This is a genomic window from Streptosporangium sandarakinum, assembly GCF_050942225.1.
Classification (GTDB): domain Bacteria; phylum Actinomycetota; class Actinomycetes; order Streptosporangiales; family Streptosporangiaceae; genus Streptosporangium; species Streptosporangium nondiastaticum.
This window is the reverse complement of record NZ_CP192034.1, coordinates 6329110-6345776: the sequence shown is the minus strand read 5'-3', so window position 1 is coordinate 6345776 and position 16667 is coordinate 6329110. Positions and strand designations below refer to the sequence as shown.

Here is a 16667-nt window from a genome sequence, read left to right as displayed (position 1 = left end):
GCGCCCGCGCGATCCGCTGCTCCCGGGCGGCCCGCAGGCGTGCCCGCGCGGCCCGCGAGCGAGGCGCCCACACGGAGTGGGGCCGCCTCCCCGGCGGCGAACGGCCCCATCGGCCCCCCGGCGAACGGCCCCGTCGGCCCGCCGGTGAACGATCCCGTCGGCCCGCCGGTGAACGATCCGCTCGCGGACTTCCGTGCCGCCGCGACGGCTGACGACCCGATGGCCGCCTTCCGCGCCGCAGCGGCGGCGGCCCAGGCGAGGATCGCGGCCCTGACCGGCGGCACTCCCGCGCCTCCGGCGAGTGGCCATGACGCCTCGTCACCGACCCCGGCGAGCGGTGCTCCCGTGGAGAAAGCCCCCGCGAGCGGTGCCCCGGCCTCCTCTCCCGGTCGCGTGGACGCGGAGCCGGACCGGTCCGGGGACGGGTTCGCGTCCGCCCTCATCGGTGACGACGCCGGTGAGGGCACCGGCGGGAGCGGGGAGGTCACCGGAGCCGCGCCCGCTCCCGTCGCGGCCGGCCCCGCCGGAGATCCGGACTTCACCCGCGACCGGGACCCCGTACACGATCAGGCACTCGCGGACGTCCCGGACTCCGTCGAGACCGAGGGCGTGGGCGAGCCGGTTTCCGTGCGTGATCGGGGCTCCGAGGACGTCCCGGGTTCCGCTGTGGCCGGGGCCGTACCCGTTCCGGATCCCGTCGTGCCCGAGGGCGTGGGCGAGCCGGTTTCCGTGCGTGATCGGGGCTCCGAGGACGTCCCGGGCTCCACAGGGTCCGGGGCCGTACCCGCCTCGGACCCTGTCGTGTCCGAGGACGTCCCGGGCTCCACTGATGCCGAGGTCGTACCCGCTCCGGATCCTGCCGCGGCCGAGGCCGTACCCGTTCCGGATCCCGTGGCCGAGGCCCCGCGTGTCCCGGACCCCGCGCGCGGTTCGGGTCCCGGAGAGGACCCGGACCCCACATGGGAACCGGCTCCCGGGAAGAGCCCGGCCGCCACGCGCGATCCCCGCCCTGCGGACGGCCCCCGCCCCGCGGACGGCCCGAACCGGATGCGGGAGACCCCGCTGCCCGACGCCGCCGCCGACCTCCTGGGCCGCGCGCTCGTGGCCGTGCGCGAGGGCGTCACCGGCCTGCGGTTCGGCCTCGACCTGCCCGGGGCCGAGGAGTCGCGGCGGACCCAGGAGGAGATCCTCGCCCAGCTCGACGACTACGTGATCCCCCGGGTCCGCACGAGTACCGCCCCGGCGCTGGTGGTCATCGCGGGCTCGACCGGCGCGGGCAAGTCCACGTTGCTCAACACCCTGGCCGGGGCCCGGGTCAGCCCCACCGGCGTGCGCCGCCCGACCACCGCCACCCCGGTCCTCGCCTGTCACCCCGATGACCGCGACTGGTTCGCCAAGGGTGACGTGCTGGGGAGTCTGCGCAGGCAGGAGGCCGTCCCGGCGGCGGCCGACCGCGACTCTCTGGTGCTCGCCCCCGCCGAGAGCCTCCCGGCGGGCATGGCCCTGCTCGACACCCCCGACATCGACTCGGTCGTCGAGGAGAACCACGAGATCGCCCACCGCATGCTCGACGTGGGTGATTTATGGATATTTGTCACCACAGCGGCTCGCTACGCCGACGCCCCGGTGTGGCGGCTGCTGCGTCTGGCCAAGGAGCGCGGGGCCGAGCTGGCCATCGTGCTCTCCCGGGTTCCGCCCAAGTCGCGTGACGTGGTCACCAAGCACTTCTTCAGGATGCTGGCCGAGTACGGCCTGGGCGAGGTCGAGCGCTTCGTCGTCGACGAGAGCAAGGTCACCGGCGGCATGCTCCCCGCCCACGAGGTCGCCGACCTCCACGACTGGCTGACCGGGCTGTCCATCGACGAGCAGCGCCGGGCGCGGGCCGTACAGGCGACGCTGTCCGGGGTGCTCGACAGCTTCCGCACCCGGATGCCCGCACTGGCCCGGCAACTGGAGTTCCAGGTCGCGTTCCGGGGCGAGCTCCGCCGGGACGTGGACGCCGTCTACGGCGGGGCGCTGGCCGCGATAGAGAAGGCGACCGGTGACGGCTCACTGCTCTGCGGCGAGGTGCTCGCCCGATGGCAGGACTTCGCGGGCTCGGGCGATCTCATGCGGACCCTCCACCTGCGCAGGCCCGGCCGGTTCGCGGGCAAGGCGGGCCAGCAGGCCCCCGAGCGACTCACCGCGCTGAAGGCCGCGCTCCGGGCGGGCCTGGAATCCGTCGTCATCTCGGCGGCGCAGCGGGCCGCCGAGGAGTCCGTCGCACGCTGGCAGCGGCGGCCCGGCACGGACAGGATCCTGGCCGCCGCCCCGGACCTCGGTCGCGCCTCCGACGATCTGGCGCGCAGGGCCGGCCGTACCATCGCCGCCTGGCAGGACCACATCGTCGAACTGATCCGCACCGAGGGCGTGACCAAGCGGTCGGTGGCGCGGCTGGTCTCGTTCGACGTCGAGTCGCTGGCGCTGGTCTTCACGGTGGGGCTGCTCGGGCAGGGTTCGGCGGAGGCGGCCGGGCCCGGTACCGGGACGCTGCCGCAGCGGCTGGTCAACGCCCTGCTGGGAGCCGAGTCGGTGCGGACCATCGGTGCCAGGGCCCGCAGCGACCTGCGCGCCCGGATCGGCGCGATCTTCGACGACGAGACGTCGCGTCACACCCGGGTCCTCGACGGCGCGGGCGTGCCCGACGAGTCCGCCGCGACCCGCCTCTACCAGGCGGCGTACAACCTTGAAGTGGTCCGCGCGGGACGAAGCGCCCCCGCGGTGAACGAGGAACGGTAAGCGAGCGATGACCACCGTTGGCACCACCAGGACCCGGCAGGGAATCGGCGTCCGGCTCGCCGCACTGGCCCGGGTCGTGGAGCTGGGACCGGGCAGAGTCGACCCCGAGCTCCTCACCGGTTCGGGGCAGCTGCTGCTGCGCGCCGGCGACCGGCTCAAGCTCTCCTCCGAGCACACCGTGGTCGCGCTCGCGGGGGGCACCGGAAGCGGCAAGTCGACCCTGTTCAACGCGATCTCCGGCCTGGAGCTGTCGCCGACCGGGGTCCGCCGCCCCACGACGGCCCGCACCCATGCCTGCGTGTGGGGTCTGGACGGCGCCGGTCCGCTGCTCGACTGGCTGCAGGTCCAGTGGCGGCACCGCTTCGCCAGGGCCAGCGCCCTGGACCGGGGCGAGGGCCGGCTGCACGGGCTGATCCTGCTCGACCTGCCCGACCACGACTCCATCCGGGCGCTCACCGACACCGAGGCCGACCGGCTCATCCAGGTCGCCGACCTCGTGGTGTGGGTGCTCGACCCGCAGAAGTACGCCGACGCCTCCACCCACCGCCGTTACGTCACCGAGCTGGCCGGGCACGACGCGGCGACGATCTTCGTGCTCAACCAGGTCGACCGCCTGGAGCCGGAGGAGCGGGCCGAGTGCGTCTCCGACCTGGCGGAACTGCTGCGCCGCGAAGGGGTCACCGACCCCGTCATCGTCACCGCCTCCGCGCTCACCGGGGAGGGCGTGGACGAGCTGAAGGCCGTCCTCGCCGGGACCGTCACCAGGCGCCGGGCCGCGGTCCAGCGCATCGAGGCCGATCTGGACCGGCTCACCGCGCGGCTGACGAAGGCCATGCCCACCGAGGAGGCCCCCGCCGCCCCCGCGTCCGTCGACGAGGCCCGCAGGATCGGCCTGACCGACGCCCTCTGTGACGCGGTCGGCGTGCCCGCGGTCGGGGAGGCCATGGAGAACGTGTACGGCGTGCGGGCGGCGGAGTGGCTGGGCTGGCCGTACGCCCGCTGGGCCGCCAGGCTCCGGCCCGACCCGCTGAGCAGCCTGCGTCTGGGCGGCCTGAAGGAGGAGATCCGCGGCCTGGCCGGGGGCGCGGTCAGCGCCCAGCCCGCCGAAGTGGACAACGCGGTGCACGCCCTGGCCGACGGTCTGACCACCGGCATGCACGAGGCGTGGCGCAACGGGATCAGGGACGCGGCGCGTTCCCACGCGGACCGGCTTCCCGGGGTGCTCTCCGAGGAGCTGTCGGAGGTGGCGCCGCGCCTCGACCGGGTTCCCGCCTGGTGGCGGCTGGTGCGGATCTGGCAGTACCTGCTCGTCCTGCTCTTCGTGGCCGGTCTCGCCTGGGCGGGCACGGCTCTCGCCTACGGCGTGTTCGGCGTGGGGAAGCCGCCCGCGGCGTTGGAGTTCTTCGCGGACGCGGCCTCGCTGCCGTGGGTGGGGCTGATGGTGTTCTCGGTCCTGGGGCTCGGCGTGCTCTCCGCCACGGCCGCCCGCAACATCGTCGCGATGCGGTCGGAGAACGAGCGGGAACGCCTGGAGCGGGAGATGCGCCGCAGGGTGTCCGCGGTGGCCGGAGAGCTGGTGATCGAGCCGGTGGAGCGGGAGCTGGCCAGGTACAACGAGTTCTACGCCGCCATGCGCGGCGTCCAGGGCTGACACCCGGCCTTCGAGCCTTTCGCGGCCCTTCGGATCCTTGGTACGGCGAGCGGCGTTTCCCGCGGGGCCGGGGTTTTCCACAGGGCCTGGGCGTGTTCGCGCGGCTGTCCACAGAACGGGGTTCGGCGGCCCGTGCCGGTGGCGGCACGGGCCATCGTGTCTTCAGGTCGCGGGCAGCCCGCCCGCCTTCATGGGAGATCACGATGAACGACATCCAGATCACGCTGACCGGCAACGTCGCGGCCCCGCCGCGCCAGCACACCTTCCCCGACGGGAGCCGGGTCACCTCGCTCAAGGTCGCCTCGACCAGCCGTTACTTCGACAGGGACAACCAGCAGTGGTGCAACGGCGAGACGACATACTTCGGAGTCCGCTGCTTCCGCGGGCTCGCCGACAACGTCGCCCAGTCGGTACGGCTCGGCCAGCCGATCGTCGTGCAGGGGCGGCTGCGGATCCGCGAGTTCGTCCACGAGGGCGAGCGTCGTTTCATGCCCGAGGTGGAGGCCAGCTCGCTCGGGCACGACCTGCGCTGGGGCCTCGGGAGCTTCACCAAGCCGATGCGGGGCGGGATCGCCCCGTCGCTGGGCCGTGACGAGCGGAGCGAGCTCGACCACGGGACGCACGACTGGGCCATGGGCGGCTTGGCGGTCCCCGCGACCACGTCCGTCCCCGGCGTCCCCGCGGGATCCGTCCCGGATGCCGCGGCGGTGTCCGCCCCAGACTCTGCAGCGGTGTCCGCCCCAGACTCTGCGGCGGTGTCCGCGCCCGACGCTCTCACACCGGTCGGGTCCGGCGACGGCGTCGCCGGCGGCCAGGGTCCGGCAGTCCGCGACGCGACCGGGGGGACGGGCGCGGAGGGGGTCGCCACGGGGGAGGCCGCCGCGGGGGCCGCGGCGGAGCGGGCCGAGGGGAGCGCCGGTGCGGACCGGCCCGGAGGAGAGGGCGCCGGTGCGAGGCGGACCGGTGAGGGGAGGTCCGGCGAGGCCGCGCGGAGGTCCTCGGGACGGAGATCCCCGAGGCGGGAGTCACCGGTCTTGGAGGAGACGGACGAGACGCCGTGGCCCGTCGAGGTGCGCGCGGCGGCCTGAAGCGGTGACCGGATCGGCCTGAGGGCGATGCCGGCCGGGCGGGCGGGTGTCCCGGTCCGGGGTGACGCCGGCCGGGTGGGTGTTCGGGTGGGTGTTTCCGTTCGGGGGCGATGCCGGCTGGAGAGGATGTCCCGGCCGCCCGGGGGTGTGACACCTGCTGAGCGGGTGTTCCGGAGCGAAGGTGCTCCGGCCTGGAAGAGGTGTTCTTCGTATGACGAGGTTCCTGCGGCGGGCTTCCGGTGCCGGGCGGTGTCCCTCGGGAGACCCGAGGGCTGAGGGGGCATCGGCCGGACGCGGCCGGTGCCTCGCCGGGAGGGCGGTGGCGCCGGTGGAGACGGCCCGATGGTCTTGCCCGTGCCAGATGCCGGAGCACCTGTCAGGTCCAGGTCACACCCCGCAGCATGGCTGCTCCTTTCCCACATGGCCCGCTCGGCGGGGAGCGGGTCCTTTCACTCGTGGGCCGCCGGGACACGCGCCCACCCGCTCAAGGTAGCGGTTCCCGTCGCGCGCCGCACACTCCGCAACTATCGTGTTACACATCGTTAGTCGGAGAAGGGGGCGACATGACGGCACCCGGTCACACCTCGGTCAAACCGCGTGACGGTGTGGCGGCCTTGGCTGATCGCTGGCCCTTGCTTGGGCAGCACCGTTCGCTGGTCGTCTACCTTTGCGCGATCGTAGCGCTCGATCTCCTCGCCATCGGTTTCTTCGCCGTCTCGACGGTCTTCCGCTGGCACGACGTGCTCGCCTTCACCGCGCTGATGGCGTGCGGGGCCGTCTGCATCGAGGCGACCCGCAGGCTCGGCATGCCGGCCGGCGTCTCGCGTGACCTGCTGTCGGCCTGGTGGCTGCCCGTCGCACTGCTGCTGCCTCCGGTGTACGCGCTCCTGTCGCCGATCCCGCTCCAGATCCTGCTGCAGAAGCGCGTGCGCGAGACGGTGGCCTACCGGCGGGTCTTCAGCTCGGCCGCCATCGGCCTGGCCGGATGCTCGGCCTCGGTGCTGTTCCACTCCGTCGTGGGCGACCTGAGCGCGCTGACCACCGGGGCCGGGGTGCCGATCCTCGTCGCCGTGGGGTGCGCCGCCCTGTTCACGGTGCTCAACACCGCGTTGATCGCCGTCGCCGCGCACGCGGCGGCGCCCGACAGCCGCTGGCGGGAGGTGCTGTGGAACCGGGAGAACCTGCTGCTCGACGTGGTCGAACTGTGCGTCGGCATCCTCGTCGCCATCACCTGCGGGCTGAACCTCGCCCTGCTGGTGCTGGCACTGCCGCCGGTGATGCTGCTCCAGCGCAGCCTGCTGCACGCCCAGCTCCAGGCCGCGGCCCGCACCGATCCCAAGACCGGCCTGCTCAACGCGGCGGCCTGGCAGCGCGAGGCCGACACCGAGATCGTCAGGGCCCGCCGCACGGGTGAGACGCTGGCGCTGCTGATCGTGGACATCGACCACTTCAAGCGGGTCAACGACACCTACGGCCACCTGGTCGGCGACCAGGTGCTGGCCGGCGTCGCCTCGACCATCCGCAGCCAGCTGCGGGACTACGACGTGGTGGGCCGGTTCGGGGGTGAGGAGTTCGTCGTCCTGCTGCCCCGGGCCGACGTGACCGAGGCGCGCAGGGTGGCCGAGCGGCTGCGGTCCCGTATCGGGCGGATGGCGGTCCCGGCCGACGACAACCTCGTCACGGTGACGATCTCCGCCGGGGTCGCGATCATGAGCATGCACGGCGACGACCTGATCGAATTGCTCGCCGCCGCGGACCTCGCTCTTTACCAGGCCAAGGAGATGGGCCGCGACCGGATCTGCCTTCCGGCCGCCGTGGTTCCCCGGCCCACCGGCCCCGGCCCCCGGCCGCCCCTAGCAAAGCCCGAAAGGCCCTAAGCTAGAAGTCATGCCGGAGTACATCTACACACTGCAGCGCGTGCGCAAGGCGCACGGCGACAAGGTCGTCCTCGACGACGTCACCTTGTCGTTCCTGCCGGGCGCCAAGATCGGCGTCCTGGGCCCCAACGGCACCGGAAAGTCGACGCTGCTGCGGATGATGGCGGGTCTGGACCAGCCGTCCAACGGTGAAGCCCGCCTCATGCCCGGCTTCACCGTCGGCATGCTCCAGCAGGAGCCCCCGCTGAACGAGTCGAAGACCGTACTCGGCAACGTCGAGGAGGGCGTCGCCGAGACCAAGGCCATGCTCGACCGGTTCAACGAGATCGCCGAGCTGATGGCCACCGAGTACAGCGACGAGCTGCTGGAGGAGATGGGCAAGCTCCAGGACGCCCTCGACCACCGCAACGCGTGGGACCTCGACAGCCAGCTCGAACAGGCGATGGACGCCCTGCGCTGCCCGCCTCCGGACGCCGACGTCACCATGCTCTCCGGTGGTGAGCGCCGCCGGGTCGCGCTGTGCAAGCTGCTGCTGGAGCAGCCCGACCTGCTCCTGCTCGACGAGCCCACCAACCACCTCGACGCCGAGAGCGTCCAGTGGCTGGAGTCCCACCTGGAGAAGTACCCCGGCACCGTCCTGGCCGTCACCCACGACCGTTACTTCCTGGACAACGTGGCCGGCTGGATCCTGGAGCTCGACCGCGGCCGCTGCCACGCCTACGAGGGCAACTACTCCACCTACCTTGAGGCCAAGACCGCCCGGCTCAAGCTGGAGGGCCAGAAGGACGCCAAGCGCAAGAAGCGCCTGGAGGAGGAGCTGGAGTGGGTCCGCTCCAACGCCCGGGCCCGCCAGACCAAGAGCCGGGCGCGACTCCAGCGCTACGAGGAGATGGCCGCCGAGGCCGCCAAGCATCGGAAGCTGGACTTCGAGGAGATCCAGATCCCGCCGGGCCCGCGCCTGGGCACCACGATCATCCGGGCCGAGAACCTCACCAAGGGCTTCGGGGACCGCGTGCTGATGGAGGGCCTCACGTTCGACCTGCCGCGTAACGGCATCGTCGGCATCATCGGCCCCAACGGCGTCGGCAAGACCACGCTGTTCCGGATGATCACCGAGAGCGAGAAGCCGGACAGCGGCCAGATCGTCATCGGTGACACCGTCCAGATCTCCTACGCCGACCAGAGCCGCGGCGGCATCGACCCGCAGAAGAACGTCTGGGAGGTCGTCTCCGACGGGCTCGACTACATCAAGGTCGGCCAGGTGGAGATGCCGTCGCGCGCCTACATCGCCGCGTTCGGCTTCAAGGGCCCCGACCAGCAGAAGAAGGCCGGCGTCCTGTCCGGTGGCGAGCGCAATCGGCTCAACCTGGCGCTGACCCTCAAGCAGGGCGGCAACGTGCTGCTGCTGGACGAGCCCACCAACGACCTCGACACCGAGACGCTCTCCAGCCTGGAGAACGCGCTGCTCGAGTTCCCGGGCTGCGCGGTCATCACCTCCCACGACCGGTGGTTCCTCGACCGCATCGCCACCCACATCCTGGCGTGGGAGGGCGACTCCAACTGGTTCTGGTTCGAGGGCAACTTCGCCGACTACGAGAAGAACAAGATCGAGCGTCTGGGGGCCGACGCGGCGCGTCCGCACCGCGTCACCTACCGCAAGCTCACCCGCGACTGACGCGGGACGGCAGAGGCGGCCCACCGCACCCCGCACGGGGAGCGGTGGGCCGCCTCATGTGTTCGAGCCGCCTCACGCACCCGATCGCCTCGCGGCTCCGGGTCGCCTCGTACGCCGAGGCGGCTTCGCGCGTCCGGACCGGACGGCCCGCCGGGTCAGGGCGTGTGCAGCCAGACGGCGGTGTCCGGGAGGAGCAGATAGCCGTCCACCGGCGCGCTGCCGATCAGCACGTGCTCGTGCGGGGGAAGCGGCACCGGCTCGGTGCCGCAGTTGAGGACGCACGTCAGCGGGCCGCGGGTGAAGACGAGGGCGTCCTCGGGGGCGTCGAGCCAGGTGATCCCGTCGGGCAGGGCGCCGCGCAGTTCGCGCCGGGCGCGCAGCGCCTCCTTGTAGAAGTGCAGGGTCGACCCCGGATCCGCGGCCTGCCGCTCGACGGTCAGCGCGGCCCAGTCGGCCGGCTGCGGCAGCCACGGCCCCACCCCGTCGGGTGAGAAGCCGTACGGCGCGGCCGCACCCGCCCAGGGCAGGGGCACCCGGCACCCGTCCCGGCCCGGCAGCGAGCCCTCGGAGCGGCGGAAGACGGGGTCCTGACGCGCCTCCGGGGGAAGATCCTTGACCTCGGGGAGTCCGAGTTCCTCCCCCTGGTACAGATATGCCGACCCCGGCAGGGCCAGCATGGCGAGCAGGGCCGCCCTGGCACGGGCCAGGCCGGCCGTGGAGTTCACCAGGCCCTCGCCGTACCGGGTGACGTGGCGGACCACGTCGTGGTTGGACAGCACCCACGTCGGGGCGGTCACCGCCGCCAGGGTGTCGCCGATGACCTTCCGGAAGGCCGTGGCCGACCACGGCGCCTCCAGCCAGGCGAAGTTGAAGCTCTGGTGCAGTTCGTCGGGGCGCAGGTACAGGGCGAGGTCCTCGGCGGAGTCGGTCCACACCTCGCCGATGGCCATCCGCTCCCCGGGGTAGGAGTCGAGGACCTTGCGCCACTCCCGGTACACCTCGTGCACCTCGGGGCGCCCCCAGATCGGTGACTCGGACCGGAACGCCTGGTCCTCCGGGGGCAGGTCGGGCAGGCCCTCGGCCTTGTACAGGCCCATCGCCACATCGATGCGGAACCCGTCCACCCCGCGGTCCAGCCAGAACCTCAGCACGTCGAGGAACTCGGCGTGCACCTCGGGATTACGCCAGTTGAAGTCGGGCTGCTCCGGTGCGAACAGGTGAAGGTACCACTGCCCGTCGGGTGTCTTCGTCCAGGCCGGGCCGCTGAAGGTCGACTGCCAGTTGTTGGGCGGCTCGTCCCCGCCGTCGCGGAAGACGTAGCGGTCCCGGCCCTCACCCCGCAGCGCCGCCCTGAACCACGGGTGCTCGGCGGAGCTGTGGTTGGGCACGATGTCCACGAGCACCCGCAGTCCCAGCGCGTGCGCGTCGGTCACGAGCGCGTCGAAGTCGGCCAGGGTGCCGAACAGCGGGTCGACGTCGCGGTAGTCGGCGACGTCGTAGCCGCCGTCGGCCATGGGGGAGGGGTAGAAGGGGGTCAGCCAGATCGCGTCCACACCGAGCTCGGCGAGGTAGGGAAGACGCTGTCTTATACCGGGCAGATCGCCGACGCCGTCTCCGGAGGCGTCGGCGAAGCTGCGAACATAGATCTCGTAGACGACGGCATCACGCCACCAGGGGATTTCCATGTGCTTGGATTGCCCTGGCCCGGTGTGGTTTATGCGTCGAAGACCCGGACGTTACCGCTCCTCGGTCAGGCGTCCGGTGCGTTGACCATGCTGTGGGCGGCGTACACCAGGTAGTCCCACAGGCGCTTCTCCAGCTCCTCGGGAAGCTCCAGCGAGACCACCGCGTCGTGCATGTGCCGCAGCCAGGCGTCGCGTTCGGCCGCGCCGATGACGAACGGATTGTGCCGCATCCGCAGCCTCGGGTGGCCGCGCTGCGCACTGTAGGTGTTCGGGCCGCCCCAGTACTGCATCAGGAAGAGGCTGAGCCGGTCCTCGGCCCCGGCGAGGTCTTCCTCGGGGTAGAGCGGCCACAGCAGCGGATCGTCCACGACGCCTTCGTAGAAGCGGTGGACGAGACGCCGGAAGGTCTCCTCGCCGCCGACGGCGTCGTAGAAGGACTGTGATTCCTCGGGGATAGCGGACACGGCTCCAAGCCTAAGCGACACCGGAACCGGGCGGCGTCAGCCGGCGATCGTGATGGCCGCCCGGTCCAGGGCCGACTTGACCCGCAGGCGGAGCTCGCGGGCGATCTCGGACTGCCGGGAGGGGATCGTCTTGGCGCTGATCCGGAAGACGATCGCGGTGTCGGAGATCTGCTCGATGCCCCAGACCTGCGGCTCCTCGACCAGGACGGCGTCGCGGTAGGCAGGGTCGTTCCACATGTCGTCGACCACCTGCTGGAGCAGCTCGCGGACCGCGGGGATGTCGGAGGCGTAGGCCACCGGGACGTCCACGACGGCGCGGGCCCACCCCTGCGACTCGTTGCCGACCCGGACGATGGTGCCGTTGCGGATGTACCAGACCCGGCCGTCGTTGTCGCGCAGCCGGGTGATGCGCAGGGTGACCGCCTCGACGGTGCCGACGGCGGCGCCCGCGTCGATCACGTCGCCCACGCCGTACTGGTCCTCCAGCAGCATGAACATGCCGGCGATGAAGTCCTTGACGAGCTCCTGGGCGCCGAAGCCCACGGCGACGCCGACGATGCCGACGCTGGTGAGCAGGGGCGCGATGGGGACCGACAGCCGGTCCAGGACGGTCAGCACGGCGGTGCCGAGGATGACGACCGAGGCGACCGACCGCAGCACCGAGCCGATGGTCTCGGCCCGCTGCCTGCGCCGTTCGGCGGCGACCGCGTCGAGGCCCTCAAGGGGGATGTTCTGCTTGCCGCGCAGCCGCCCGGCGATCGAGGAGCCGTTGGAGGAGGAGGCGCGGCGCACCACCCGGGTGATCAGGCGGTTGGCCACGTTCCGAGTGACCAGTGCGACGAGCACGACGAGGACGATGGCGATCGCGCCGGCGACCGCGGGAGCCCAGGTGGCGGGCAGGACGGACTGCATGAGATTGCAGATTAGCCCCCCGCCGTTCTCACATCCCTTGGTAAGGCCCGCACTCATGTCGAGAAGTTCCTCTACTCCCGGCACCCCGGTGGGTGTCGGGGTGGGAGTGGGGGCGGGGGCGAGCAGGAACACGGAGTGGATCCCTCCCGGATCGGATAGGTCGGCGAAACGGGCAACTCGCGTTGCCAGTCCATATTGCCGACCGATCCGGCCGCCGTCACATCGCGCCGGGGAAGACGGGGACGCCCGGACCGGGGCCGCGGGGGCCGATCCGGAGACGACCCGGTGGCGGGCTGCTCGGCCGGGGCACGCACCCGGAAGCGTGTCCCGTGCCGTTCCCGGGAGGGATCCCTCCGACCTCCGTCCGGAGGGATCCGGACGGTGGCTTCGTGGGCGCCGTGTAAGGGGACGCGGCGGAAGGGGGCGCCGGACTCTCCTTCACGGCGGGTTTCGGGGAGGTCGGCGAGGTGCCCAGCGTCCGAGGACGCTCCGCACCGGGTCACCCCGCCGCCCCCGTCGGACCGCGGTGGGTGCGGCGGGCGCGGACGGCTGCGACCCCGTCCCCGCCCGCCGCCGGTGTCACTCTCCCACCGCGGCGAGCACGCGTGCGACCTTGGTCGCGGCGCCGGCGGGATCCTCGACCGTGTGCATCCGCTCTCCCCAGGACCACCAGTAGTACACGTCCGGGGGGCGGGGGGCCGTGGCCGGCTGCGCTCGGCAGGTGACGTTCTCCGCCAGGCTGGTCGCGTTCGGGTTGATCACGCGGACAAAGGGACGGCCCGACCGGGTACGCACCAATCGCGCGTGCAGTCCTCGAGAGTCAAGCTCTGACACCAATCGCTCCAGGTGTCCGAAGTCGTCTTCCCCCACCTCGTCCCTCCTCGTTTTTCAGCCGGTACCACACCGAATCCGGTTCGCTTAGCTGCGCGAATCGGTGCTGGTTGGCCAAAGATGACTCACCAGGCGTGAAGGGTCAACGTGGGAAAAACAAGATCGGGATATGCCTTCTCCCAAGCAGGTTGAAAGAAACAGTCCGGTGGAGGACGATCCTTAGCCAATGGCTTCATCTGCACGTTCCGAATAACTCAAACGTGGGTCATTATTCTCGGTAGGCGCAGTGCGACGTGAGAGTCACGCTGTGTCATCTGGTGAGGACCGGTCAAGTGCGCCAGTCAGCCCGGCTGGCCATCAGAGAGGGGCCGGAATGTCCGGCAGGCAGCACAGGGAGACGGAATTAGCGCGGCAGATCCGGGCCCGTGGCCTGGCGGCGGGGCAGGCCCCCGCCCAGATCGCCGAGGAGATCTACGACAAGTGTGGTCCGCAGTTCGGGACCACCCGCATCAAGGGGCATCGCCTCGCCCACGGCGTCGCGCTGGCCGACGTGATCGAGCAGATACGGGCGCTGTTCGAACGCGACGGCAAGGCGGCGCCGGGGATCGGCGAGACGCTCCTGTCCGCGTACGAGAGCGGGCTCAAGCGGCCCGGTCCCGAGTATCTCCACTACCTGTGCTCCGCCTACCGGGTCGAACCGGCCTCTCTCGGCTACGACGGCCCGTGCATCTGCGGCCACGACCACAGGACGCCCGTGGTGGCCGGGAGTGATCTCCAGAACAGAAGACCCGACACTTCCCCCGGGACGCGCGAGCCGCTGAACCGCCCGGCTGGCGGCGACCCCTCCGCGAACGGGGGCGAGGAGGACGAGAACGTGCTACGGAGGACGCTATTACAGCTCCTGGCCGGCGCCGGCGTGACGCTGGACGGCCAGTTGCTCGGATCGGTCGAGAACGTGCGCAGGAGGATGGACGAGACCCTGGTGTCGGCCACCGTCTCACCCGCGATGCTCGACCAGTGGGAGGAAGCCACGCTCGGCTTCGGACGGCAGTACATGAACACGCCGCCGCTGCGCCTGCTGTGCGACGTGCTGCTGGAGTTCAGCGCCGTCCGCAAGGCCATGGAGCATCGCCAGCCCGTCGACCTGCAGGAACGGCTGTGCCGCATGGCGGCCCAACTCGCCGGTCTCAGCGGCATGATCATGGTAAACCTGGGCGACCACAGGATGGCCCGGTCCTTCTTCCGGACGGGCCGGATGGCCGCCGACGACACCGGCGACCGGGCGCTGCGAGCCTGGGTCATCGCCCGGGAAGCGCTGGTGCCGCTGTACTACGGCGATCCGCGTGAGGCGCTGAACCTCGCGCGCAAGAGCCGCGACCTGGCGGGACAGACGCCGTGCGCGGCCCAGGCCATGGCCCCGGTCTTCGAGGCCCGCGCGCTCGCGATGATGGCGGGCGGAGGCAAGAAGGACGTGGTGGACCAGGCCAAGCGGGCGCTGTCGCGGGCCAGGGCGGCGTTCTCCCAGATGACCGCCTCCGAGCAGGACGACGCCACCTTCGGCTACACCGAGCGCCAGCTCTACTTCCACCAGGGCGACGCCCTCGTCAGGCTGGGCCAGCCGATGGAGGCCGACCTCATCCTGGAGCAGGCGCTCACCAAGTACGGCCCGTCCGACTGGCTCGACCCGACGATCATCAAGCTCGACCGGGCCAAGTGCCGCCTGCTGGAGGGCGATGTCGAGGAGGCGCTGCAGATCGCCACGACGGCGCTGACGAGCCTGGGAGAGGGCTGCAGGCCCGACATCCTGATGCAGCGGGCCTACGAGGTGGCCAAGGCGGTCGAGACCAGGGCCCCGGGCCACCCCGCCCTCAAGGAGTATCTGGAGGCGGTGCGCACCGCGTCGGTGACGGCCCCGATCACGGGCGAGGTGCTGTGAGGGTACGCCGCTACCGCTGGTCCGATCTCGAGTCCGTGTGGGCGCTGCACCAGATCTGCCTCGCGCAGGTCGGTCTGGCTCCGGGAGACGGCGTCTACTACGAGGACGACTTCCCTCGGATCAACGAGATCTACCTGGCGGATCGGGGGGAGTTCCTGGTCGGGGAGTCCGATGGCGGGCGGGTGGTCGCCATGGGCGGCCTCCGCCGTATCGACGACCGGACCGCCGAGATGTGCCGCATCCGGGTGCACCCGGAGTTCCAGCGGCGCGGGTTCGGCGCCAGGATCGTCGCGGAACTGGAGGCGCGGGCGATCGCGCTCGGTTACACGCGGCTCCGCGGCGACACCACACTGAACCAGCCCGCCGCGATCGAGCTGTACCGCAAGTACGGCTGGCGCGAGATCAGCCGCGAGGAACGCGGGGGATGTGTGGTGATTTATGGCGAGAAGGAACTGGTCGAAGCGGTGACCCCTTTGTTGAACCAGTACTAATTCAGACTCTTTCGGCATTTGATGTTTGCCCCGTGATGCCACGCCGGAATACTTGCTTCTCGTACCTGTAGTCCCTTTCCTATGGGGTCACGATGAAGAAGATCATCGTTCACAAGCCCGGCACCGTCCGGCTGAGCGGCACGGCCAGCGCCATCCACGAGGGCTGAGGCAGCCGGCCCGTCGCCACCGTCATCGGCCGTGGCGCGGGTTCGGCTCCGGCGAAGGCGCGCGGAGACCCATGATCCGCCCCGGCCGGCCCGGAGGCACCGTACCCTGCAGGGTGACACCGTACGATCCGACCTTCAGGGTCTGACCTCCAGGGATGAAAGATGAGCGAGCGAGTCGACAGGACCGGCGTGGGCCGGGCGCGGGCGGGCGGGCGGCGCCGATGAGTCCCGCGGCGGAGTTCGTGCTGACGCTGTCCTGCCCGGACCGCCCCGGGGTGGTGGCCGCGGTCTCCGGTCTCCTGGCCGGGCACGGCTGCAACATCCTGGAGAGCCAGCAGTTCGGCGACCCCGTCTCCCAGCGGTTCTTCATGCGGGTGCAATTCGCCTCACCGGTCCCCGAGGCCGAGCTCCGTACGGCCCTCGCCGCGCTCGCCCCGGAGTTCGGCATGGAGCCCAAGCTGCGGGACACCGCCGTCAAGCCGCGCGTTCTGGTGATGGTCAGCAAGTTCGGCCACTGCCTCAACGACCTCCTCTACCGGACGCGCTCGGGCCTGCTCGACATCGAGATCGTCGCCGTGGTCTCCAACCACCCCGACATGCGGCCGCTGACCCAGTCGTACGGCATCGACTACCACCACCTGCCGGTCACCGCCGAGACCAAGGCCCGGCAGGAGGCGGAGGTGCTGGCGCTGGTCGACCACTACCGCGCCGACCTGGTGGTGCTCGCCCGCTACATGCAGGTGCTGTCGGAGGACCTCTGCGTCAAGCTCGCCGGCAACGTGATCAACATCCACCACTCGTTCCTGCCGTCGTTCAAGGGCGCCAAGCCGTACCACCAGGCCCACTCGCGCGGGGTGAAGCTGATCGGCGCGACCGCCCACTACGTCACCGCCGACCTCGACGAGGGGCCGATCATCGAGCAGGAGGTGGCGCGGGTCAACCACACCCACTCCGCCGACGACCTGGCCGCCATCGGGCGCGACGTCGAGTGCCAGGTCCTCGCCCGCGCCGTGCGCTGGCACAGCGAGCAGCGGGTCCTCCTCGACGGCCACAAGACCATCGTCTTCCCCCGCTGAGGCCGCCGGTCGTTCCGGCCCTCCCGCCGGGAGACC

At 71.4% G+C, this 16667-nt stretch carries 12 protein-coding genes; 8 read left to right on the top strand and 4 right to left on the bottom strand.

Features of this window, described 5'->3' with window-relative positions:
* Positions 1-1047: 1047 nt before the first annotated feature.
* The 5 genes from ACQP10_RS29205 to ettA all read left to right on the top strand — a co-directional run bounded on the left by ACQP10_RS29205 (position 1048) and on the right by ettA (position 9069).
* Positions 1048-2778 carry a dynamin family protein gene (locus ACQP10_RS29205; protein ID WP_346019580.1) on the top strand — a complete coding sequence of 577 codons (1731 nt, stop codon included), beginning with the start codon at positions 1048-1050 and terminating at the stop codon, positions 2776-2778.
* 7 nt (positions 2779-2785) lie between these two features.
* A complete protein-coding gene (locus ACQP10_RS29200; RefSeq protein ID WP_346019581.1) occupies positions 2786-4429 on the top strand; it encodes a GTP-binding protein in 1644 nt (547 codons plus the stop codon).
* 203 nt (positions 4430-4632) lie between these two features.
* Complete coding sequence (locus ACQP10_RS29195) at positions 4633-5517, top strand: single-stranded DNA-binding protein (RefSeq protein WP_346019582.1); 885 nt, start codon at positions 4633-4635, stop codon at positions 5515-5517.
* A gap of 563 nt (positions 5518-6080) precedes the next feature.
* The gene (locus ACQP10_RS29190; RefSeq protein ID WP_179824006.1) at positions 6081-7394 is read left to right on the top strand and encodes a GGDEF domain-containing protein; all 1314 of its coding nucleotides are present in this window, start codon (positions 6081-6083) and stop codon (positions 7392-7394) included.
* A 10-nt stretch (positions 7395-7404) separates the two neighbouring features.
* The gene (gene ettA, locus ACQP10_RS29185) at positions 7405-9069 is read left to right on the top strand and encodes an energy-dependent translational throttle protein EttA (RefSeq protein ID WP_179824004.1); all 1665 of its coding nucleotides are present in this window, start codon (positions 7405-7407) and stop codon (positions 9067-9069) included.
* 155 nt (positions 9070-9224) lie between these two features.
* Here the strand turns inward: ettA and ACQP10_RS29180 are convergent, their stop codons facing one another.
* The 4 genes from ACQP10_RS29180 to ACQP10_RS29165 form a co-directional block, all read right to left on the bottom strand.
* Positions 9225-10754, bottom strand: coding sequence for a glycoside hydrolase family 13 protein (locus tag ACQP10_RS29180; protein ID WP_433540079.1), 1530 nt, complete (start codon positions 10752-10754; stop codon positions 9225-9227).
* Between the two features lie 65 nt (positions 10755-10819).
* On the bottom strand, positions 10820-11218 hold the full coding sequence (locus ACQP10_RS29175) for a globin (RefSeq protein WP_346019584.1): 399 nt from the start codon (positions 11216-11218) through the stop codon (positions 10820-10822).
* Positions 11219-11254: 36 nt separating this feature from the next.
* Positions 11255-12130, bottom strand: coding sequence for a mechanosensitive ion channel family protein (locus ACQP10_RS29170; RefSeq protein WP_433540078.1), 876 nt, complete (start codon positions 12128-12130; stop codon positions 11255-11257).
* A gap of 579 nt (positions 12131-12709) precedes the next feature.
* Complete coding sequence (locus tag ACQP10_RS29165) at positions 12710-12892, bottom strand: hypothetical protein (protein ID WP_229812017.1); 183 nt, start codon at positions 12890-12892, stop codon at positions 12710-12712.
* Positions 12893-13334: 442 nt separating this feature from the next.
* Between ACQP10_RS29165 and ACQP10_RS29160 the strand changes: the two genes are divergently transcribed.
* From ACQP10_RS29160 to purU, 3 genes are all read left to right on the top strand, one after another.
* Positions 13335-14897 carry an XRE family transcriptional regulator gene (locus ACQP10_RS29160; RefSeq protein ID WP_390000344.1) on the top strand — a complete coding sequence of 521 codons (1563 nt, stop codon included), beginning with the start codon at positions 13335-13337 and terminating at the stop codon, positions 14895-14897.
* Positions 14894-15388, top strand: coding sequence for a GNAT family N-acetyltransferase (locus ACQP10_RS29155; protein WP_346019587.1), 495 nt, complete (start codon positions 14894-14896; stop codon positions 15386-15388). The genes ACQP10_RS29160 and ACQP10_RS29155 overlap by 4 nt, the downstream gene beginning before the upstream one ends.
* 388 nt (positions 15389-15776) lie before the next feature.
* Positions 15777-16631: a formyltetrahydrofolate deformylase gene (purU, locus tag ACQP10_RS29150; RefSeq protein ID WP_346019588.1), complete on the top strand. Its 855-nt coding sequence runs from the start codon at positions 15777-15779 to the stop codon at positions 16629-16631.
* The last annotated feature ends 36 nt before the right edge of the window (positions 16632-16667 follow it).